A 21,336-nucleotide genomic window follows, 5' to 3' on the forward strand; every position below is an offset into this window, starting at 1 on the left:
TTATGAAAAGCTTTAATTCAAATTGAAGCACTGGATGAACGTTTGTTTGTATTATTCGTATTATTTTGCTCAAATCTGTAGCTTATAGCCTGTAAACCCCATAAGTATTGGGGTTAAATCAAAAAGTTTTGAAATTTATTACTAATAATGCGAATCAAGGGTTAAAAAATTAAGTTTATAAAGGCAGCTGCTATCTTTCCAAACAGATGTACTAACAAGCCTTTTGTGGATCTAACTTTGCATGCTCTTTGAATATTGGTTTTTTCAATTAACCAATTGAAAAGGGATTCAATAGGTTGTCTAACCCTTGATACTGCGGTTGAATACAGGTCGTTTGAAGCTTTGTCTCTATTTCTAATTTCTTGACATTCTCCTTTTACTGCTTTAACAGGGGTCATCATTACAGAGTTTTTTTCTTTCTCAAAATCAGAGAAAAATTCTTTGTTTTGATAGATTTTATCGCCAAAAAAGAATCTATCTTCTTTCGTTGACCATACCTCTTTGAATACGGTTAAATCATTGACAGATGCCGGGGTAATTTGTATCTCCTCGGGAAAAGGAATTTTGTTTTCTCGTCTAAAAGCTAATGAATGAAGTTTAACTCCATAGTAATACATGCTTTTTGTAGAACAATATCCTTTATCTGTAATGTCTTTGGCAACTTTTCCGCAACGCTTTCCAGAACAGGTTATAATCGGCATTGAGTCCAACAAGCTCTGATCAAAAAAACAATCCTCAGGATAGTTGTCTGTAATCAAGCTAGTTACCAATTCTCTGAAAGTTTCTGATAATCGGTTCAGTCGATTAGAAAACGCAGAATAAGTACCAAGTTTTGGAAACCAGGAATACAAATATTCGGCAGCGAATCGATGGATTTGCGTTACGGTAATTCGCCGTTCCTCTTCTAATGCAAATAAGTAAATTGTCACAATTTCTTGATCTGTTAAATCTTGCTTGTCGTTATTGCTGAATCGCTGACATGTGTATTTTAAATCTTTTTCAAATTGTTCACAAATTGTTGAATAGATTTGTATTAATTTTACGGCTTTAGTCTGAATAATCATATGTTTAAAAGTGCTTCGAATACACCTTAAACGTACTGATTTTCAGACTTTAAAACAAATATTTTGAAAGATATTTCTTGTTATTTAACTATACCACTGCTTTTCAACCCTTGATTCGCATTAATAACAATTTGTGAAAATGCAACGCTTAAATTTTATACTTATTTAATTAGAACAGCTATTTTTCAAAGGTCTATTTTGTCTCACATACCTCCTGTTTTTACGACTAAACATCCTTAAAAACAACACAAATCAGTAACTACAGCTCAATTAATAAAATAAATAAAAACAAGAGAGTCTGCTTTTTTCAGACGATCAGATACACCATTTGGCCCTGCAAAAACTACTACTAAAGTGGGCTTACACCTTTCTTTCCTTTTTTCCAGAAAACCTAAAACTAAATTTTTATATATAACAATAGGAAAAAACTATGAAAGAATTGTTTTAATTTTAAAAATAGCCATACATTTGCCTAACGGTGTTAAACAATTTAATACCAAAAATAAAATGGCAAGTAAAGATCGTATATTAAGACAAAAAGAAGAAACCAGAAAAAATATTCTGGATGCTGCCTATACTATTGTAAAAGAAGATGGATGGCAAGGTCTAAGTATGCGAAAAATTGCCGATAAAATCGAATATACCGCACCCATTATTTACGAATATTTTTCTAACAAAGAGGCCATATTACAAGAGCTGACCACCAGAGGTTTCATAAAGTTGGTAATTGAACTTGAAAAGGCTAAAAATAAATACGAAACTCCTGAAGAACAACTTGAAGCGATGTGGATGGCGTATTGGGATTTTGCATTTACTGATACCGAAATGTATCAGGTAATGTTTGGTGTACAGATGAGCTGTTGCTCCGAACAATGCTCTCTAGCTCAAGGGCCTTACAAATTATTTACTGCTGTTATCGCTGAAATAATGAAAAAAAACAATCCATCGCAAGAAGTGATAAAACAAAAATATTTTACTTTCTTTTCTGTGATTCACGGTTTAATTTCAATCAATATAATTAATAAAAGTGAAATATTAGAAACGATTAATACACAGATTTTGAAAGATGCTATTGGCGGAATTATTAAATCAATACAATAACAAAAAAAATTTAAGTATCACTTAACAGTGATAAATAATTTAATCTAGTAATACAGTCCAAAAAGTTTTTTTTTACTATTTTACTTAACGACGATAAATAATTTAATGCCAATTATATATTTTGTAATTGGAAGGGATAATTATAGGGATTTTTTCGTCAACTAACTTAACGATGTTAAATAATTTAATACAAATAAATATATAAGAGAAATTAATACAAAACCAAATTTAAATAAATCAAATTTTCAACAAATTAAAATCAAGACTAAAATGAAAAATACAATCTTAGCTAGTATCATTGTTGCTTTAGTTGTAACAGGATGTTCGGATAAATCTCAGGCCCCTGCCGCTTCAGCCCCACTATTACCTATTTATGCCATCAAAAGTGCAACTACTATCACAGATGCTGAATATCCAGCTTCAATTCAAGGGACCATTGATGTGGAAATCCGTCCTCAGGTAAGCGGTAATCTTGAAAAAGTTTTTATAGATGAAGGTGCTTATGTTAAAAAAGGACAGTCTTTGTTTAAAATAAACGAACGTCCTTTCCGTGAACAACTTAACAATGCATTGGCAAACCTTCATGGTACCCAAGCAGCGCTGATTAATGCACAATTGGAAATTGACAAACTAACTCCGCTTGTGGTAAACAAAGTGGTTTCTGATTACCAACTGAAATCTGCAAAAGCATCACACCGAATTGCTTTAGCAAATTTGGACCAGGCAAAAGCACTGGTAGAATCTGCAAAAATTAATTTGAGCTACACTACTGTTATAGCTCCGGTAAGCGGCTATATCGGAAGACTGCCAAAAAAACAGGGAAGCTTAGTTTCGGCAGCGGATATCGAACCATTGACAAAACTTTCGGATGTTCATGAAGTCTATGCCTATTTCTCTTTAGGGGAAACTGATTTTATCAATTTCAAAGCACAATATTCCGGAAATACAATCAATGACAAAATAAAAATAATGCCGCCCGTTTCTTTGATCCTGGCAGACGATAATGCGTATTCTGAACTGGGAAAAATTGATATGGTCGATGGACAATTCGATAAAAATACCGGAGCAATTACCGTCAGAGCCACGTTCCCTAATCCAAGTGGTACTTTACGCTCAGGAAATACGGGCAAAATTCGTTTAGGTATTCAACATAACGATGCTATTTTGGTTCCTCAATCCGCCACGATAGAAATGCAGGATAAAGTTTTCGTTTTTACCCTAAACAAGGAAAACAAGGTTAACAAAATGCCAATCACGGTTATCGGTAAAAGCGGTACGGACTATCTTATCAAAGACGGCCTAAAATCAGGCGACCAAATCGTATTAAGCGGTATCGATAAACTTCAGGAAGGACAACTCATTCAGCCTGAGAAACCAGCTGCTAAATTTGCTCAAATAACTAACAAAAAATAATTTTACGAAAATGTTCAAAATATTTATACAAAGACCCGTACTGGCAACTGTTATCTCCATATTACTGGTGATATTAGGTGTACTTGGACTTACAAAATTGCCTTTACAACAGTTTCCTGATATTGCGCCACCATCGGTTTTGGTAACGGCCGTTTATCCTGGGGCAAACGCAGAAACAGTTTTGCGATCTGTTGCACCATCACTGGAAGAATCAATAAATGGTGTGGAGAACATGACTTACATGAGCTCAACAGCCAGTAACGACGGTACGTTAGCCATTACAATTTTCTTTAAACTCGGTACAAATGCTGACCAAGCTGCCGTTAACGTTCAAAATAGGGTTGCACAGGCAACGAGTCAGTTGCCTCTTGAAGTAGTACAGCAGGGCGTAACCACCGCGAAGCAACAAAATAGTTTCATTATGGCAATTGGTATGTATACCGACGATGAATCGAAATACGACCAGACTTTCGTTGCCAATTATGCTCAAATCAATATCATCCCAGAAATCAAACGTATTCCGGGAGTAGGTTCTGCGAGTATTTTCGGCGGTGTAAAAGATTACTCCATGCGTGTCTGGTTAAATCCAACTCAAATGGCTACCTATCAGGTTACGCCAAATGAAGTGATGAAAGCCATCCAAGATAAAAGTTTAGAGGCTGCGCCAGGAAAATTTGGAGAACGAAGTAAAGAAGTTTTTGAATACGTTATCAAGTACAAAGGGAAGCTAACAAAACCTGAAGAATATCAGAATATTGCTATACGTGCTAATGCCGATGGTTCTATACTTCGATTAAAAGATGTTGCCAGAATCGAACTTGGTGCCTATTCCTACAACAGTCTAACACGTTTGAATGGTAAAAAAGGTGTAGTGATCGGTATCATTCAGCTTGCCGGTTCAAACTCCAATGATATTCAGGTCGCTATTAACAAGCTAATGGCAAAATCAGCTAAAAACTTCCCAGCCGGAATAAAACACAATATTTTTTATAGTACAAAAGTCTCCTTAGACCAGTCGATAGATCAGGTTAAGCATACTTTGATAGAGGCCTTTATTTTGGTTTTCATTGTTGTATTTATATTCTTGCAGGATTTTAGATCAACTTTGATTCCTGCAATTGCAGTTCCGGTGGCTATTTTGGGTACGTTTTTCTTCATGCAGTTATTCGGATTTTCGATCAACCTGTTAACATTGTTCGCCTTAATTTTAGCGATTGGTATTGTGGTAGATGATGCGATTGTCGTTGTCGAGGCCGTTCATGCAAAAATGGAACATAAACATTTATCGCCAAAAGTAGCTACACATGAAGCTATGCACGAAATCACTGGTGCTATTATTTCCATTACCCTGGTTATGGCAGCGGTATTTTTGCCGGTCGGTTTTATGGAGGGCTCTACAGGGGTTTTCTATCGCCAGTTTGCCTTTACCATGGCCATCGCGATTATAATTTCTGCAGTTAACGCTTTAACTTTAAGTCCTGCATTAGCAGCCTTATTCTTAAAAGATACCCACGCTGCAAAGGGCGGTGATCCAGAAATTAAAAAGGGATTTAAAGAAAAATTCTTCAATGGATTCAACAGGAGTTTTAATTCCTTAACCAACCGTTATGTTGGAAGTTTGCGATTTTTGGTTCGCCACAAATGGGTTAGTTTAGGTGGTTTGGCCTTAATTACTTTGGCAACGATTTTCATGGTAAAAACTACTCCGTCAGGATTTATTCCGACAGAAGACCAAGGTTTCATCGCAATTGCCGTTAACACACCATCGGGAACCTCCTTAGATGGAACACAAAAAGTAATGACTCAGGCAGAAAACACTTTGAGAGGTTTAAATGCATCAAGATTTGTAACTGCGATTTCAGGATTCAACTTACTGACAAACTCTACAAGTCCGTCTTCAGCAGTTGTTTTCGTTTTGCTTAAACCAAATGAAGAGCGTGGAGAAATCAAAAATATCGACGAAATAATGAACGAAGTTCGTGGGAAATTAGGTGCTATTTCTGGTGGTAGTTTCTTCGTATTTAGTTTTCCCACTGTTCCCGGTTTCAGCAATGTGGAAGCCTTGGATATGGTGCTTCAGGATAAAACTGGTGGCAAACTGGATAAATTCAGTGGAGTCTCTCAAAACTTTATTGGAGAATTGATGAAGCGACCTGAAATTGCAGTAGCCTTTACCAGTTTCAAAGCAGATTATCCGCAATTACAACTGGATATAAATGATGAAAAAGCAGATCAATTGGGCGTTAGTGTAAAAGACATTCTGCAAACGATGCAGGCTTATTTTGGTAGCGCCCAAGCCTCAGACTTTAATCGGTTTGGTAAATATTATAGGGTCGTTGTTCAGGCAGATATTGCCGATAGAGCCGAACCTTCATCAATTAACCGCGTTTTCGTAAAAAACAAAACAGGTCAAATGGTACCAATTAATACTTTGGTAAAACTGACTCGCATTTATGGATCTGAAACTGCATCGAGATACAATTTGTTCAACTCGATTTCGATTAATGCCATTCCAAAACCCGGTTTTAGTTCCGGAGATGCCATAAAAGCAATTGAGGAAGTTGCAGCGCAACAATTGCCTGCAGGTTATAGCTATGAATTCTCAGGACAAACACGCGAAGAAATCGCTTCCGGCGGCCAATCGACAACAATTTTCCTATTGTGTCTGGTATTCATTTACTTCTTACTTGCTGCACAGTATGAGAGTTATATTTTGCCTTTAGCGGTAATTCTATCGATCCCGGCAGGAATATTTGGTGTCTTCGTAGCGATTGGTTTAACAGGAATCGAAAACAATATTTACGTACAGGTTGCACTTGTCATGCTTATAGGATTACTCGCTAAAAATGCCATTCTTATCGTCGAATTTGCTTCGCAGAGAAGAAAAGCAGGTAAATCATTAGTGGCAGCATCTATAGAAGCTGCAAAATTGAGACTGCGTCCAATTATCATGACATCGCTGGCCTTTGTCGTGGGATTGATTCCAATGATGAGTGCCACAGGACCATCTGCAATGGGCAACCATTCAATTAGTATTGGTGCTGCCGGAGGTATGGTTTCAGGAGTAATCCTTGGGTTGTTGATCATCCCGGTTTTATTCATTGTATTCCAACATTTACAAGAAAGGGTTTCTGGAAAACCAGTAGCCGTAATTCATAACGAAAAAGTATAAAAATGGAAAATTATATAACCCTGATTCTGATAACAGTTTTTGTTATCATCACATTGATTTCATTTAAAGTTTCAAAAGCTCTTGAAGCTCCAGAAGATCCATTTCCAGAAAATTAAAGAAAAATATAAAAATGAAAAATAATATAACCAAAGCTGTTGCGATACTATTTACTATCACAACATTCTTGTCCTGTAAAGTTTCAAAGGATATTGAAGTTCCAAAAGATGCTTTTCCTGAAAATTTCAGGAATGCATCAATCTCAAATGATACAACAAGTATTGCTGACCTTGAATGGAGAAATTTCTTTTCAGAGGAAGACGTCATAAAACTGATAGACAGTGCAATTACAAAAAACAATGATTTGCAGATTGCAACCAAAAATATTGAAATTGCACAGTTTCAATTGACCCAGGCAAAATGGGGAAATATTCCCGAAGCGTCACTTTTTGTCAATGTAAATTCTAATCGCCCTTCTGAAAATAGTTTCAACGGAATTAATTTAAATCAGGCTTTAAATGAAAAACACATTGAAGACTATTCGGCTGGTATCGGACTTTCTTGGGAGGCAGATATCTGGGGAAAAATCCGCAATCAGAAAAAAGGCGCTTTTGCCGGATATCTTCAATCCGAGGAAGTAAAAAAAGCATTGCAGACCACTATTGTTTATAATGTTTCCAAAGGTTATTATAATCTTTTGATGCTTGATTCTCAATTAAAAATCGCCAAAAAAAACCTAAAACTAAATGATAGCACCATGGCTATCATTAAATTAAAGTATGATGCCGGTCAAGTTACTTCTTTGGCTATACAACAATCGGAAGCACAAAAACTAATGGCAGCACAATTAATTCCTTTATTGGAACAAAACATTGCCATTCAGGAAAATGCTTTGAGCGTCTTAACAGGTTCTTTTCCGGGTTCAAAAGAAAGAACAATTACGCTACATTCAATTCAGCTTAAAAACAATTTAACGATAGGAATTCCAACTTCATTGGTAAGCAGGAGACCTGATGTAAAAAGTGCCGAATTGGCTTTGGTAGCAGCAAATGCAAATGTCGGAATTACTAAAGCAAGTTTGTATCCCGCGCTAAAAATTACGGCGGGTGGCGGCTTGAATTCTTTTGAAACAAGCAACTGGTTTAACCTACCTGCTTCTTTGTTTGGAACGGCAGTTGGTGGATTAACACAACCGTTACTGAACGGTAAAAAGATAAGAACCCGATACAATATTGCTAAAATAGAAAGAGAAAAAACAGTACTGCTTTTTAGACAATCTGTTCTGGTAGCCGTTAGCGAAGTATCAGATGCTTTATTAAAAATTGAAAAACTGGAAACACAACAATTCTTTCTTCAGCAGCGCGTAAAAATAGTACAGCAAGCCATTACAAATTCGAATATGTTATTTAAAAACGGAATGGCCGATTATCTTGAGGTAATTACGGCTCAAGCTACTCTATTGCAAAGTGAATTAGAATTGGCTAATATCAAACGTGAACAATTAACCGCAACTATCGAATTGTACCGATCACTAGGCGGCGGTTGGAAATAAAAGTAGTATAAAACAGCATCATTTCAAATTTGAAATGATGCTGTTTTAAAATAATAGCTGAAAACCCTGATTTTTTTCGTCATTTTATTCCACCAAGCCCTTCCTTTATTGACTCTTGTTTCACTAATTTTTCTTTAGCCAAATAATTTTCAATACTTAATTTGATAAATCCTTTCCCTCGCTGCTCTTGCGTTTTGAAATTAAGCTATTTAGCGCTATGCGCTTGTGATTTCATGATGGATTTCTTGTTGAAGCCTGCTGTAGCAGGAGTCTGATTTACGCAGTCAACAAATTTTCGGCGTATCTCAAATACTAAATCAAGAAAAAATAGTACCTTTAATACATGAAAAAGCATCACAATATTATTATTGCAGGAGCCGGTGGAATTGCCGAAGCAGCCGGTTTGTTATTGATGGAATGGAGCGAAGTCCCCCCTAGCCTATTTATTGGAGACAGAACCCACTCCAAAGCAAAAAAAGTAGCGCATTGGATTGAAGCTGGAACAACAAAACCCTGTTCGGTTAACGACTTTCACCTTGCTGAAAAAGGCCTAACGGATGAAATGACAGCTATCTTACGTCAGGGAGATATCATTCTCGACTGCCTACCGGGTAGTCAGGCTCCAAGGATAGCCCAATTTGCCAAAGATTTTAACCTGCATTATGCTAACCTCACCGAATATGTTGCAGAAACTGAAGAAATAATAGCATTGGCAAAAGATGCCAAAACTGGTTTTGTGCTTCAAACTGGTCTGGCACCGGGCTACATCGACTTGCTGGCTGATGGTCTTTTTCAACAATTTTGCATTGACTTTGAAGTCGACAAAGCGGATAAATTAGAAATGAAGGTTGGCGCTCTTACCAATCATGCAGTTGCTCCGCATTATTACGGATTTACCTGGAGTCCGGTGGGAGTTGCTACAGAATATCTTAAAGAAACCATCGCCTTGAGGAATTTTATAAAAACTACCCTGCCTTCATTATCGGAAAGAGCAACTATTATTATTGATGGCATTACTTATGAAGAGGATCTCACTTCAGGCGGTGCAGCGGATTTACCTGATGCATTATCGGGCAAAGTGCGTTCGCTTGACTACAAAACCTTACGACATCCAGGGCATTACGCCTGGGTGCAGGAGCAACTTACTAATTTAGGAAATACAGCTGATGCTGTTAAAAACCTGCAGGAAAAAATGGAAACCGTAATCCCTCATATTGAAGACGACAAAATCATTTTGTATGCTGCGGTAGAAGGTAAAGATACAACAGGGACTTTGCGCAGAAGGGAGATTGCAAAATGCATACTTCCACAAAAAGTAGGTAAACATCAATTGCGAGCCATTCAAACAACTACAGCTGCACCATTAGTACAGGCAGCGCAATTATTACTAGAAATTCCTCATAGCGGAGTTATTTTGCAAAGCCAAATTGATCCAATGCAATTTTTAAATGGAAATTATATCGTTCGCGTTTACGGTACACTATAAGCACGCTAAACCCAAATGTAAGGGTACCACCTTCATTCCATTAAGGTCAACGAATTTGCATCGACTGATTCGCTTTAAATTGTCTGTGAGCGTACAATTAAAATTATCGCCAGCAAAGCAAAAAAAAGACCTGCAAAATTCATTTTAGTCAATTTTTCCTTAAAAACAAATATACCAACCAGGCTTCCAATAATGATTACGCCCATGTTCATGCCTGCAAAAACAGTCGATGGATTTTGAGCAAATGCCTGATGTGCTTTCAGATAAAAAAGAATATTTCCAAAGTTAAAAATTCCAACCAGACAGCCAAAAAGAATATTTTTGATGTTTAATTCCACCTTACCGACAATGACTTCATAAATAACTGCTATTATCATTATAACCAGAGCTATCCCAAAAACCACAAATAATGAAGTAGTATACGGCAAGCTAGCATCAAGTGCGATTTGTTTAAAAAGAATATCTATGAGTCCGAATCCAAGTAAAACTACTGCAGGATAAATCCATTTATTTTCTGTGTTTCGGGAGGGCTTAGCAAGAATGAGCAATAATGCCGGAAGACCCACCAAAAGTGCAGTAACTTTTAAACTATTGAAATCTTCTTTAAAAATTAACCAGGCTGCCAAAATAGGAATGAACAATGAAAGCCGTTGTGCAGCATCAGTTTTTACGATACCCATATATTTTATGGATGCGGCCAGAAAAAGAAATACGGCGGGCAACAAAACACCAATCGTCATGTAAATTCCCCAAGGCGCCAAATTTGCTATGCCATTAAGATCTGGACTGAAGAAGAAATAGCAAAGTACAAGGGCAAATACATAATTTGAAGCTACGATTTGTGTATTGCTTACTGCATACCTGCGTGAAAATTTAAAAAGTACACCTACAGTTACACTGCATAAAATACTTATAATTAGAAATAACATGAACAATATTTTGACTGTAAAATTACTGTTATATTTTCTATTTGCTCTTTTTTTTAAGAATTTTTAAGACTAACCTGGATCAAAGGAATATAGTATTCAGATTTATAGGATATACAGAAGCTTACAATAACTATTTCTTTACTTTTGCATACGTAAATCTTCAAAATATGGAAAAGGATTATTCTGTAGCGATATACCCTTCGGAAGCAGTTATTTCATTGGTTAAGTCAATGAAAGAACGATTGGCAAAGGAAGTGGGTTGGTTTCACAGTAAAAATTCTGTTGCCCATATTACTATTTGTGAATTTAAAGCAACCGATACGACAGTTGAAATTGTTAAAAATCAATTAGACCGATTGTGTATTACTTTAAAACCCGTTGAAGTAACTTTAAATGCCTTTGGTGCCTATACAAATGGTGCCTTTTACTTATCACCTAACGCAGTTTCTAAAAGTCGTTTGATTCCCCTAATGAAGCGGGTTCAAGAATCGCTCCATGTTCGAAATATGAAAAAAAACGATGATCCACATCTGTCCATTGCGCGAAGACTATCTCCGGAAAATCTTGAAAGGGCCCAAGCTTTATTTACGACAGTAGATGCATTTTTTTTATGTGACAGTATTGTTTTACGAAGATTTGATGATACCATAAAACAGTTCATTGTAATCGATACGTTTAAATTTAGTGGCCATCCCCAACCGGAAGGCATACAAGGAACGCTTTTTTAGCGCTTTACAATGTTTTTGATTTTGCCTAAATAATACATCTTAAAATCCAAGGCCTCGCATAGCTCTTTATAATTCTTGAGCATGTTTCTTTCGATTACAATTCCGCATTTAATCCCGGAATCTATTTGTTAAAAGTGTTAAGCCTGAAAACTACGTACAACCCTCACTATTTATACGCAACTAAAAATCACCAATCTGAATTATTTTCTAAAGTATTTACGACCTGGTTATTTTTATGCAGATCCTAAATGAAATACCTAAGTTAGTCACTCTTTAGCCATCCTGTAATGCTCATTCTGGTATTTTGGGTTACCAAAACTTCATGCACTAATTCGTCACTCTTGAAGAAAACGGTTTTACCCTGAGTAGGCGAAATTTTCTGATTGTTATTCCGTTGATGAATCAGTAATTCGCCACCGTCGCTTTCTTTCCAATTGCTGTTTAAATAACTAATCATAGAATATTTTCGACTGGGATTATTCTTGAACTGATCCAAATGTTTCAGATAAAAATCACCCGATTCATACAGCGAATAATGAAATTCATAACCCGTTATTCCTGCGTAACAACTTTGATTCAGATAAAGAATAAACGCTTCTATTTGAGCAAAAAATTCATTTTCAAATACGTTGTTGTGCTTTTTGTCAAGCCAATAAATCGAGTCGCTCCGTATCGCACCATCATATGAAAGTTTCTCAGAATTTCCAATTCCTGCAGCCATTAATAAACTCTCCTGATTCAAAGCAAGTAGGTTTTGCTTTAGGTTATTGGCTAAATTGGTACTCAAAAAATGTTCGGATATACCTACCTTATTTTCAATATAAGTAGCAATCAAATCCTCAAAGCTGTTTTCCATGTCTGTTTTTCATTGACTGCTTAGACTGCCAACGGGACAAGATAGACTAAATAAATCCGTTACGGCCTCATTATGAAATAAATAAAATTATTTTTTTTGCATACATTTATTTAAAAGGCTTCTTGATGAAAATAAATCATCAATTCGCTAATGAAAAAACCGGAGAATGGGTTGCAGTCTATTTTTTGAAGCGCAACCAAATGCTATAGCTAAAGATACTAAAAAAGGGTTTAGAAATCAATCCAAACCCTTTTTTATAATTATAATTTACTGATAAAACTACCGTAAATATCTTTAAACTGGTAGCCTTCTGAAAAGCGGTCTTTGCTTAGTTTTTTATATTCTACCAAGCCCCAAAGAATAAATTCTTTCATAAAGAATTTATCTTCTTTTTCCAGTTGCGGTTGGTATTTCTTGATTAAAACTTCCAGCGGGACAATACTTCCTAAGATTCTTTCATATTCTTCATCGGAACAATCGTCCAGTAATTCGAAACCACTTTCGGCAAAAAACCATTCAATGATATCCGTATAAGGCGTTTTTTCGTCTTGTTTTTCCAGTTTTTCAATTTTTGGAAAATACGCAGGAAAGAAAGTATGAATTGCATCACCTAATAAATGTTGTGCCACAACTGCCGCTCCCTCCTGTTCGCCTTCATAAACCAATTCCACTTTTCCGGTAATAGCAGGAATAATTCCCATAAAATCAGATAAACGTAAGGTTGTTTTGTCTGCTCCCGATAGCAATGCCCGGCGCTCTGCAGTACTTAATAAATTTTCTAAAGCGGTAATACTCAATCTGGCACTCACACCACTTTTATTATCAATATATTCACTTTCCCTTGCTTCAAAACTTATTTGTTCCAGTAAATCTCTCGCTAATGAAGGCACGTAAACCATCTCATTTTGTACTGGATCCAGTTTTGCTTCCTGTTCTGTAATGGTTCGGGCAATTTTAATGGTCTCTGGATAATGTGTCAAAATTTGAGAACCAATTCTATCTTTTAATGGTGTCACAATACTACCGCGATTGGTGTAATCTTCAGGATTTGCAGTGAAAACAAATTGCATATCGAGTGGCATTCTTAACTTAAAACCACGAATTTGGATATCGCCCTCCTGCAGAATATTAAATAACGCCACTTGAATTCTTGCCTGTAAGTCAGGCAGTTCATTAATAACAAAAATACAGCGGTTCGCTCTTGGAATCATCCCAAAATGTATGACCCGATCGTCAGCATACGAAAGTTTTAAATTAGCAGCTTTTATCGGATCGACATCTCCAATCAAATCAGCAACAGTAACATCTGGTGTGGCTAATTTTTCGAAGAAACGGTCGCTTCTGTGCAACCATGATATTGGCGTGTCATCCCCTTTTAGTTCAATACTATCTTTTGCGAAACGCGAAATTGGTTTCAAAGGATCATCATTAATTTCTGAACCGGTTACAAACGGGATGTATTCGTCAAGCAATTCAATCATTTTACGTGCCAGTCTTGTTTTGGCCTGACCGCGAAGACCCAATAAATTAATATTATGACGCGATAAAATAGCTCTTTCTAATTCGGGGATTACGGTATTCTCAAATCCGTGAACACCTTCAAAAGTAGGTTCACCAGATTTAATTTTTGCTCTTAGGTTGGAACGCAATTCATCTTTGATGCTTTTGCTTAGGTAACCTGATTTTTTTAATTCACCTAGTGTTGTTATATTTTCTATTTTCATGTTGCAAATGGTCTTTCTTCCTGTATCTTTTTCTGTTCCTATATTATTTTATTCTTTTTTTACGATTCGTTTCATAATCTTCAAAAATCATTTCTCCAAGTCCTTTCAATCCGGTATAAAATGCTTTTCCCTGATTGGCTTCTGTAAAACGATTTACAAATTGTTGCAAATACGGATCATTGGCGATCATGAAAGTGGTTATTGGAATGTGTAATTTCCGAGCTTGCTGCGCCTGATTGTAGCATTTATCGACGATATATTCGTCGAGTCCATTACTGTTCATATAATAAGAACCGTCTTTCTCCCTAACACAACTTGGTTTTCCATCGGTAATCATGAAAATTTGTTTATTGGTATTTCGTTTTCGACGCAGTATATCCATGGCCAGTTGTAAACCGGCAACTGTATTGGTATGATAAGGCCCAACTTTCAAATAGGGTAAATCCCGTATTGCAATTGTCCAGGCATCATTTCCAAAAACCAGAATGTCTAAAGTATCTTTTGGATAACGTGTCGTAATTAATTCAGCCAGAGCCATTGCTACTTTTTTAGCAGGTGTAATTCGGTCTTCTCCATACAAAATCATACTGTGACTGATGTCAATCATCAAAACCGTACTCATTTGGGATTTATACTGCGTTTCTTCAACAACCAAATCATTTTCAGTCAACATAAAACCATCGACACCATTGTTAATTTGGGCATTCCGTAAACTTTCGGTCAACGAAATTCTTTCCAAACCATCGCCAAAATGAAATTCCCGGTATTCACCAGTATGTTCATCTCCGTTTCCGGAATGCTTTGTTTTATGGTTTCCGCTTCCCGATCGTTTTAGGTTTCCAAAAATAATATCTAAAGCCTGTTGCCTAATGGCGCGCTCGGTCTTTGCAGTAATTCCAATTCCTGAAGTTCCATCTTCTTTCGGTTCATCACGGATGTAGCCTTTTCTCTTTAAATCTTCAATAAAATCATCGATAGTGTAGTGTTCATCAGTGAGTTTATATTCTTTATCCAATTCTCGCAACCAGTCGATTGCTTCATCAAAATCTCCTGAAGTGTGTGTGATCAATTCTTTGAAAATACCAAAGAGCCTATCAAACGGAGACTGAAATGGCGCTTCGTATTGCTTGAAATAAAAACCTTTTTTAGTATCATTTTTCATAGACTTTAAAATTACACCATTTTAAAATGTAGTCTGGAAAAACGTTTATTAATTTTTAGTTAAAAACATCAGAACAAGAACAAGGAAGCTTTTTGTTTGAAAAAAAACTAATTAAAAAATTCCCCGTCAACATAAAACCAGCTTCCATTTTCGAGTTTAAAAGTAGAACGTTCGTGATGGATTTGTTTTTGAAGTTTGCCATCAAAAAAATAAGCTTTAAATTCCACCGTGTGCTCAGCACTATTTATAATTTCTAATTGGAGCCACTGGTTACTTGTCGCCCAATTTAGAATTTCAGCTTTAGAATGATAATTTCGCACCGAAATATGTGTTGTCGCCCATAAATAATCCACTTCATGCATTGCATAAGCTGAATACCTGGAACGCATTAAGGCTAGTGCAGTTGACGCTTTTTGAATCCCTTTTACAATTGGTTCACAACAGTCCTGAAAGTTTTTTTTCGAACAGCAATAGCATTTTTTTTCAATCATTTTTTAAATAAATAGCTTTTAAATTGTACCGGTCGCTTGCCCGTCAAGTGAAATTATAATTTGGTGCAATTGATTTAGTAGTACCTGATACTTGCTAACTTCAATTAAATCCTCGTCCTCTTCTGCAAAGTCAAGTAATTCATCCAGTTCCTCGCTGACTTCAACTAATTTATTGCTTGCCTCTCTGGCATTTTTTTCTGCAATAAAATCAATTATTTCCTGGACACCACTTTTCACTTTGCTAAATCTATTTTTTTCCATGATGTTCCGTTTTTTAATTACTGTCTAATGGTTTGTTTTCGTTGAACTTTTTCACAATTTGCTTTAATTTTTCCTTGCGCAGTATTTCCGCTTGTTTTACTTTATCTTGTGTTTTATGCAATTTATCGTTGTGCTTTTTTATGTTTCTTTCGTTATTTCTGCTCATTGTCTTTTTATTTTAATTATCAAAATCAATTATTTGATTCAAAAACGTATGCAAAGTTCGGGTTATTTATTGAAATTCAAATTGTTTTTAAATTGATAATTTTTCTTTTTTAAATAATTGCCATTTCAATTTCAAACTCCATTTTTCTGATCTTAAATCTAAAAATTCATTGCAAGAAGAGACTGTTTTTTTTGCAATTACTGGTTTTCATCTCAAATATGATATCCCAATAAGCATTATTTATTATAAAAAAACATTTTAACAGCTTAAAAACTAAGAATATGACTATAATATGAAAACATTATGCTGTTATACTATTTTTTTTATATATTTATTTCCTAAACAACTAAGCTTCCTCAATCTTGCAAATAGCGCAAATGGATCATAAAAAAAACCCTAAATTCATCAGCTGGTTCTTAAACAGACCAAAAACCACAGGGTTCATTACGTTCCTATTACTAAGCTACATAGCCTGTTTTATTGTCTTGCAACAGTATGAACTTATAAAAGAAGGTGAGCAAAAAGAAATGAATACGATCCTTCATGTTGTCAATCAAAACATAGAACAGTCTCTTAAAAACTGCTATACAACTACGTTAACGTTAGCGCTGACAATTAATGACAATGGCGTTCCTGAAAATTTTGATTATGTAGGAAAAAAATTGATGGAATCAAATACTAGCATTAGCGCCGTTCAATTGGTTCCCAAAGGGATAATAAAATACATTTATCCAATAAAAGGCAATGAAGCGGCAATCAATTTAAATATTCTGACAGATCCGTATCTTAAAGAAGCATTAAAATCAGTGGCAAGCAAAAAAATGTACTTTGCCGGTCCATTAAAATTAAAACAAGGAGGCGTTGGAATTGTAGGTCGGTTTCCTGTTTTTCGGAACAATCAATTTTGGGGGTTTTCAGCTGTTGTTATTAAACTGCAAAGCCTATTAAAATCTTCAGGAATTAACAACATTGATGATTCAAAATACTATTTTCAGTTTTCAAAAAACGATACTGACAATCAAAAGGAAATTTTTTATTTACCAAATAAAAGTGATTTTTCTAAAAAATACAATATCGCTACCTACATTCCTGATGGAGACTGGAAATTATACCTCATATCAAAACATCAAAATTATCTGTATTACCAGATTTTAATTCCAGCAATTATTGGACTTATTTTGGCCGCACTTTTTGGCATTTTAATATTCAATCTTTTAAAAATACGCGAAGAATTACAGTCTTTAGTAAACACCCAGACCAAGAAACTTTTGAATTCTGAGATAAAGTTTGAAGCTATTTTTGATCAGGCAGCTGTAGGAATCGCCTATATAGATTCTTTTTCTGGCAATTTCATTGAAATTAATAAACAATATTGCCACTTACTAGGCTATTCACAGCAGGAAATGAAAATGAAAAATTTTCAATCTGTTACGCACCCGGATGATTTAGAAGAAGATTTAACGAGTTTAGAAAAACTAAGGAAAGGACAAATTAGATCGTATGCACTGGAAAAAAGATATTTAACAAAGTCAGGAAAGACAATATGGATCAATCTTACCGTATCTCCGCTGTGGAAAATAAATGAAAAGGCAACCTCTCATATTGCAATTGTCGAAGACATTTCATTAAAAAAAGAAACTGAAGAACGGATTAAAAAAACAGAAACACGATTTAAGAGTTTATTTGACGACTCCCCATTGCCTTTAAGAGAAGAAGATTTTTCTGAAGTTAAAAATTACCTTCAGGAGTTAAATCTAATCGATGAAAATAAAGCAATAGTTACTGACTACTTTTATAGTACTCCAGAGGTAGTGGATAAATGCAATTCATTAGTTAAATTAATTAATGTTAATAATGCATGCCTTAAGCTTCATAAGGTCAAAACCAAAGAAGAATTAATCAATAACAGATCCAATCTCCTTGATTTAAAATCTAAGGATGATTTCATTGAACATTTAATTGCAATTACCCAAGGCAAAAAACAATTTATTATAGACTCCAGAATAAAAAATGCTGAGGGAGAATATCGCGACGTTAATTTAAGATGGAATGTAATTCGAGGCTACAGAAAAACATTCGAACGAATTATTGTCTCTACAGAGGACATTACGCAGCGCAGAGCCACCGAAAAAATCATTCTCGATACAAAACAAAGAGTAGAGTCGCTTATTAATACAATTGACGGAATTGTTTGGGAATGCGATATTGAAAGCTTTTCGTTTACTTTTATCAGTAAAAAAGTAGAATCCATACTGGGCTATACCCCGGAAGAATGGTTGTCAAACCATACTTTTTGGGCAGACCACATTTATTCTGAAGACAAAGAATGGGTCCAAAATTATTGTAAGTTTCAAACTGATGCCAATTTAAATCATGATTTTGAATACCGAATGGTTGCTAAAAACGAAACAGTTGTTTGGCTGAGAGATATTGTAAATATTGTTTTTGAAAATGGTAAAGCAGTAAGTTTGAGAGGAATCATGATTGACATCAGTAAAACTAAAGAAGCTGAAAAAGATTTAAATAATTCCTTCAATTTAGTAACCGAGCAAAACAAAAGACTCCTTAATTTCTCCTATATTGTTTCCCATAATTTAAGATCACATACCAGCAACATTGCATCGATCATGAATTTAATTGAATCTTCCGAATCAGAGGAAGAAAAAGAACAGATGATGCAATTATTGAAATCGGTCTCTAATTCACTTAACGAAACAATGTTTCATTTGAACGAGGTCATCAATATTCGCAATAACATTGGTTTAGTTTCTGAACCTTTAAACTTGCAATACTACATCAATACAGTCCAAAATGTACTTAACGAACAAATAACCTCTAAAGAGGTTTCTATTTCTACGATCATGACAAAGGATGTGATCATAAATTATAATCCAGCCTATCTGGAGAGTATACTTTACAATATTATTTCTAACTCTATTCGATACAGCCATCCGGAACGTAAACCAACTATAATAATAAAATGGTCGGTGGAAAATGATATGAAAGTACTTCAAATTTCTGATAATGGAGTTGGGATTGACCTGGTCAGAAATGCGGATAAAATTTTCGGAATGTACAAAACATTCACCAACAATGTCGATTCAAAAGGCATTGGTCTATTTATAACAAAAAATCAAATTGATGCCATGGGTGGAAATATAACTGTGGAAAGTGAACCTAATATAGGGACGACATTTAAAATTTATATTCAATGACAAAAAAAATAATCTGGGTAATAGACGATGATGCTATTTACCAAATCATCGTTAACAAAATCATCCAAAGATCTGAAATGTTTTCGGTAATTTCCGCATTCAAAAATGGAAAAGATGCTATTGAAGCCCTACAAAATTCACTGAAAAATATTGAATTACTTCCTGATATTGTTTTATTAGACATTAATATGCCAATTATGGATGGCTGGGAATTCATGGAAGAAATGGGAGTGTTGAAACCGCAAATAAACAAACAAATTATTATCTATATAGTAAGTTCGTCTATTGCTGTAGAAGATAAAAATAAATCAAAAACCTATCCAGATATATTAGGCTATTTATCTAAGCCAATCACGACCCATGATTTAATTATGATTGCATCTAATGATTAAAGGAGTTTTCTTTTTATTTCTTCTAAAGTTTTATTGGTAAAAATCAGTTCATTTATTATTTGTTCGCGTAAGGCATCCAAATCATCATAATCAAAATATTTAGCCCAGGATGTCAATATAAATAAATTTCGAATTTGCTTAATTCGTTTAGCGGTATCAAAACTCGTCCGAAGTAGGGCCTTATTGTCATATTTCGGATTGTTTTTATGTTGGTAATTGACGGTTTGTTTTATATAATTTACTTCCAAATAATATAATTCTTCCACTGCATTATCAGCATAGAAATTAGTCCATGGGGCAAAACCCAGCTTTATTTTAGACTCGGTTTCGGGTTCCAAAGGCTCTAAACGCCATTTACTGTTTGCCAGCCGCCCCCAATGATTAGACAAACGATACATCCCTGCTTTAGTATAATAATATTTGCTCCCCGATTTACTGTCATATTGAAGTTCTAATCCATTAAGGCTATTCAAAGGCTCTTCATAAAAGACACAAAAAGTATTTTTGAAGGAATTGGGGTTAGGACGAAATATTTTTTCCATCGAACAAAGATAATCAGAAAGTCTAAAACATAGCACGACAAGTAATATTTGATTAACTTTGCCAACTAGAATTATTATAAAATAAATTGATTATGACCAAAGCTTCTGAAGAAAGAATGTTACAAAAAGGTGTTTACACCGGAATTATGGAAAAAGATGAAAACAACAACTTTTTTTGTGGTGAATATCTTTTAGACTATAAAATGGCCCAAAAACATACTGTTGGTGATTGGATCACAATTAAATCAATAATTGAAAACCCAAGCGATATCAGTTATAATAAATATCCGAAAAAGTCTAAAAATTTTGATAAAGCCAATAATAAACCACAACAGTAGTACCTTTATATCTTCCTTTTTTAACAAAAAAAAATAGAATTAAAGTTCTTTTTTTTTAATATTTTTTTGTCACAAACTAAAAATTTAAAAAAAAGTGTACCTTTGCAAAAAATTTGTTGATTTAGAAATCAAATTATATTGATTTTATATTAAAAGACAAGTAGTTACCTTTATTTATGAAAAAAATAGTTGAATACCGCAAACTGCTAAATGTAGACAAAACTGCTGAGCTTAAAGAATTAAAAACGATTTATCGTAATGCGATGAAAGAAGCGCATCCTGACAAATTTCAAGGAAATGACGAAGGATTAAAAGCTGCAGAGGAAAACAGTAAAAAAATTATTGAAGCTTATCACTTTTTGGTAAGTATCAATCCTGAAACTCTTAAACAAAACTTACCTGAATATACTGAAACAATAGCAACTGCTACAATTTCAGATTATAAATTCGTTGAGGGTAGATTAATTATCAATTTTTCAAACGGAAGCGTTTACGAATACATTAGTGTTCCTAAAGCAACTTACGTAAAAATGGTGAATGCGGATTCTCCTGGTAGATTTGCAAAAAGACATATTCTTAATTCTTTTACATGGAGAAAAACAATCAATCAAGATTAATTTTTTCAAAAGAATAAAAAACACTTAAGCACCCTTCAAAAAGGGTGCTTTTTTATTTTAAACCATTTAAAAAGGGGGCGATCTTATACCTACAAAACGAGGATGAAAATTAACAAAACAAACTACTACC

At 34.8% G+C, this 21,336-nt stretch carries 19 protein-coding genes; 10 read left to right on the top strand and 9 right to left on the bottom strand.

Features of this window, described 5'->3' with window-relative positions; translation table 11 throughout:
* Positions 1 to 161: 161 nt before the first annotated feature.
* Complete coding sequence (locus ACNQGH_RS17555; protein ID WP_417957317.1) at positions 162 to 1,064, bottom strand: transposase; 903 nt, start codon at positions 1,062 to 1,064, stop codon at positions 162 to 164.
* 507 nt (positions 1,065 to 1,571) lie between these two features.
* Here ACNQGH_RS17555 and ACNQGH_RS17560 point away from each other — a divergent pair.
* From ACNQGH_RS17560 to ACNQGH_RS17580, 5 genes are all read left to right on the top strand, one after another.
* A complete protein-coding gene (locus ACNQGH_RS17560) occupies positions 1,572 to 2,165 on the top strand; it encodes a TetR/AcrR family transcriptional regulator (RefSeq protein WP_417957318.1) in 594 nt (197 codons plus the stop codon).
* A 270-nt stretch (positions 2,166 to 2,435) separates the two neighbouring features.
* Positions 2,436 to 3,578 carry an efflux RND transporter periplasmic adaptor subunit gene (locus ACNQGH_RS17565; RefSeq protein WP_417957319.1) on the top strand — a complete coding sequence of 381 codons (1,143 nt, stop codon included), beginning with the start codon at positions 2,436 to 2,438 and terminating at the stop codon, positions 3,576 to 3,578.
* A 10-nt stretch (positions 3,579 to 3,588) separates the two neighbouring features.
* A complete protein-coding gene (locus ACNQGH_RS17570) occupies positions 3,589 to 6,750 on the top strand; it encodes an efflux RND transporter permease subunit (protein ID WP_417957320.1) in 3,162 nt (1,053 codons plus the stop codon).
* Positions 6,751 to 6,880: 130 nt separating this feature from the next.
* Positions 6,881 to 8,299 (top strand): TolC family protein, encoded by a 1,419-nt coding sequence (locus ACNQGH_RS17575; protein ID WP_417957321.1) that lies wholly within the window; start codon positions 6,881 to 6,883, stop codon positions 8,297 to 8,299.
* A gap of 343 nt (positions 8,300 to 8,642) precedes the next feature.
* Positions 8,643 to 9,785, top strand: a complete 1,143-nt coding sequence (locus ACNQGH_RS17580; protein ID WP_417957322.1) for a saccharopine dehydrogenase family protein — start codon at positions 8,643 to 8,645, stop codon at positions 9,783 to 9,785.
* 74 nt (positions 9,786 to 9,859) lie between these two features.
* Here ACNQGH_RS17580 and ACNQGH_RS17585 read toward each other — a convergent pair whose 3' ends face one another.
* Positions 9,860 to 10,714 carry an EamA family transporter gene (locus ACNQGH_RS17585; protein ID WP_417957323.1) on the bottom strand — a complete coding sequence of 285 codons (855 nt, stop codon included), beginning with the start codon at positions 10,712 to 10,714 and terminating at the stop codon, positions 9,860 to 9,862.
* Positions 10,715 to 10,881: 167 nt separating this feature from the next.
* On the opposite strand from ACNQGH_RS17585, the gene ACNQGH_RS17590 reads away from it, so the two are divergent.
* Positions 10,882 to 11,442, top strand: a complete 561-nt coding sequence (locus ACNQGH_RS17590) for a 2'-5' RNA ligase family protein (RefSeq protein ID WP_417957324.1) — start codon at positions 10,882 to 10,884, stop codon at positions 11,440 to 11,442.
* Positions 11,443 to 11,704: 262 nt separating this feature from the next.
* Here ACNQGH_RS17590 and ACNQGH_RS17595 read toward each other — a convergent pair whose 3' ends face one another.
* From ACNQGH_RS17595 to ACNQGH_RS17620, 6 genes are all read right to left on the bottom strand, one after another.
* Complete coding sequence (locus ACNQGH_RS17595; RefSeq protein ID WP_417957325.1) at positions 11,705 to 12,298, bottom strand: 2OG-Fe(II) oxygenase; 594 nt, start codon at positions 12,296 to 12,298, stop codon at positions 11,705 to 11,707.
* Positions 12,299 to 12,558: 260 nt separating this feature from the next.
* Positions 12,559 to 14,022 (bottom strand): AAA family ATPase, encoded by a 1,464-nt coding sequence (locus ACNQGH_RS17600; RefSeq protein WP_417957326.1) that lies wholly within the window; start codon positions 14,020 to 14,022, stop codon positions 12,559 to 12,561.
* A 43-nt stretch (positions 14,023 to 14,065) separates the two neighbouring features.
* Positions 14,066 to 15,184, bottom strand: coding sequence for a vWA domain-containing protein (locus ACNQGH_RS17605; RefSeq protein ID WP_417957327.1), 1,119 nt, complete (start codon positions 15,182 to 15,184; stop codon positions 14,066 to 14,068).
* 107 nt (positions 15,185 to 15,291) lie between these two features.
* A complete protein-coding gene (locus ACNQGH_RS17610) occupies positions 15,292 to 15,675 on the bottom strand; it encodes a YchJ family protein (protein WP_417957328.1) in 384 nt (127 codons plus the stop codon).
* A gap of 18 nt (positions 15,676 to 15,693) precedes the next feature.
* The gene (locus tag ACNQGH_RS17615; RefSeq protein WP_417957329.1) at positions 15,694 to 15,936 is read right to left on the bottom strand and encodes a hypothetical protein; all 243 of its coding nucleotides are present in this window, start codon (positions 15,934 to 15,936) and stop codon (positions 15,694 to 15,696) included.
* A gap of 13 nt (positions 15,937 to 15,949) precedes the next feature.
* Positions 15,950 to 16,102 carry a hypothetical protein gene (locus tag ACNQGH_RS17620; protein ID WP_417957330.1) on the bottom strand — a complete coding sequence of 51 codons (153 nt, stop codon included), beginning with the start codon at positions 16,100 to 16,102 and terminating at the stop codon, positions 15,950 to 15,952.
* 377 nt (positions 16,103 to 16,479) lie between these two features.
* Between ACNQGH_RS17620 and ACNQGH_RS17625 the strand changes: the two genes are divergently transcribed.
* A complete protein-coding gene (locus tag ACNQGH_RS17625; RefSeq protein WP_417957331.1) occupies positions 16,480 to 19,317 on the top strand; it encodes a PAS domain S-box protein in 2,838 nt (945 codons plus the stop codon).
* Complete coding sequence (locus ACNQGH_RS17630; RefSeq protein WP_417957332.1) at positions 19,314 to 19,709, top strand: response regulator transcription factor; 396 nt, start codon at positions 19,314 to 19,316, stop codon at positions 19,707 to 19,709. Before ACNQGH_RS17625 ends, ACNQGH_RS17630 begins: the two co-directional genes overlap by 4 nt.
* Here ACNQGH_RS17630 and ACNQGH_RS17635 read toward each other — a convergent pair.
* Entirely contained in the window at positions 19,706 to 20,251 is a 546-nt protein-coding gene (locus tag ACNQGH_RS17635; protein ID WP_417957333.1) for a hypothetical protein, read from the bottom strand. The genes ACNQGH_RS17630 and ACNQGH_RS17635 overlap by 4 nt on opposite strands.
* Before the next feature lie 92 nt (positions 20,252 to 20,343).
* On the opposite strand from ACNQGH_RS17635, the gene ACNQGH_RS17640 reads away from it, so the two are divergent.
* Together ACNQGH_RS17640 and ACNQGH_RS17645 are read left to right on the top strand one after the other, a co-directional pair.
* Complete coding sequence (locus tag ACNQGH_RS17640; protein ID WP_035672083.1) at positions 20,344 to 20,589, top strand: hypothetical protein; 246 nt, start codon at positions 20,344 to 20,346, stop codon at positions 20,587 to 20,589.
* A gap of 176 nt (positions 20,590 to 20,765) precedes the next feature.
* Positions 20,766 to 21,206, top strand: coding sequence for a KTSC domain-containing protein (locus ACNQGH_RS17645; RefSeq protein WP_143387403.1), 441 nt, complete (start codon positions 20,766 to 20,768; stop codon positions 21,204 to 21,206).
* The last annotated feature ends 130 nt before the right edge of the window (positions 21,207 to 21,336 follow it).

This window comes from Flavobacterium kochi, assembly GCF_048286715.1.
Taxonomy (GTDB): Bacteria; Bacteroidota; Bacteroidia; order Flavobacteriales; family Flavobacteriaceae; genus Flavobacterium.

Bases quoted from the DNA above. Each gene is read 5' to 3' on its own strand.
- ACNQGH_RS17555 (WP_417957317.1), bottom strand. From the start codon at position 1,064: ATGATTATTCAGACTAAAGCCGTAAAATTAATACAAATCTATTCAACA.
- ACNQGH_RS17560 (WP_417957318.1), top strand. From the start codon at position 1,572: ATGGCAAGTAAAGATCGTATATTAAGACAAAAAGAAGAAACCAGAAAA.
- ACNQGH_RS17565 (WP_417957319.1), top strand. From the start codon at position 2,436: ATGAAAAATACAATCTTAGCTAGTATCATTGTTGCTTTAGTTGTAACA.
- ACNQGH_RS17570 (WP_417957320.1), top strand. From the start codon at position 3,589: ATGTTCAAAATATTTATACAAAGACCCGTACTGGCAACTGTTATCTCC.
- ACNQGH_RS17575 (WP_417957321.1), top strand. From the start codon at position 6,881: ATGAAAAATAATATAACCAAAGCTGTTGCGATACTATTTACTATCACA.
- ACNQGH_RS17580 (WP_417957322.1), top strand. From the start codon at position 8,643: ATGAAAAAGCATCACAATATTATTATTGCAGGAGCCGGTGGAATTGCC.
- ACNQGH_RS17585 (WP_417957323.1), bottom strand. From the start codon at position 10,714: ATGTTATTTCTAATTATAAGTATTTTATGCAGTGTAACTGTAGGTGTA.
- ACNQGH_RS17590 (WP_417957324.1), top strand. From the start codon at position 10,882: ATGGAAAAGGATTATTCTGTAGCGATATACCCTTCGGAAGCAGTTATT.
- ACNQGH_RS17595 (WP_417957325.1), bottom strand. From the start codon at position 12,298: ATGGAAAACAGCTTTGAGGATTTGATTGCTACTTATATTGAAAATAAG.
- ACNQGH_RS17600 (WP_417957326.1), bottom strand. From the start codon at position 14,022: ATGAAAATAGAAAATATAACAACACTAGGTGAATTAAAAAAATCAGGT.
- ACNQGH_RS17605 (WP_417957327.1), bottom strand. From the start codon at position 15,184: ATGAAAAATGATACTAAAAAAGGTTTTTATTTCAAGCAATACGAAGCG.
- ACNQGH_RS17610 (WP_417957328.1), bottom strand. From the start codon at position 15,675: ATGATTGAAAAAAAATGCTATTGCTGTTCGAAAAAAAACTTTCAGGAC.
- ACNQGH_RS17615 (WP_417957329.1), bottom strand. From the start codon at position 15,936: ATGGAAAAAAATAGATTTAGCAAAGTGAAAAGTGGTGTCCAGGAAATA.
- ACNQGH_RS17620 (WP_417957330.1), bottom strand. From the start codon at position 16,102: ATGAGCAGAAATAACGAAAGAAACATAAAAAAGCACAACGATAAATTG.
- ACNQGH_RS17625 (WP_417957331.1), top strand. From the start codon at position 16,480: ATGGATCATAAAAAAAACCCTAAATTCATCAGCTGGTTCTTAAACAGA.
- ACNQGH_RS17630 (WP_417957332.1), top strand. From the start codon at position 19,314: ATGACAAAAAAAATAATCTGGGTAATAGACGATGATGCTATTTACCAA.
- ACNQGH_RS17635 (WP_417957333.1), bottom strand. From the start codon at position 20,251: ATGGAAAAAATATTTCGTCCTAACCCCAATTCCTTCAAAAATACTTTT.
- ACNQGH_RS17640 (WP_035672083.1), top strand. From the start codon at position 20,344: ATGACCAAAGCTTCTGAAGAAAGAATGTTACAAAAAGGTGTTTACACC.
- ACNQGH_RS17645 (WP_143387403.1), top strand. From the start codon at position 20,766: ATGAAAAAAATAGTTGAATACCGCAAACTGCTAAATGTAGACAAAACT.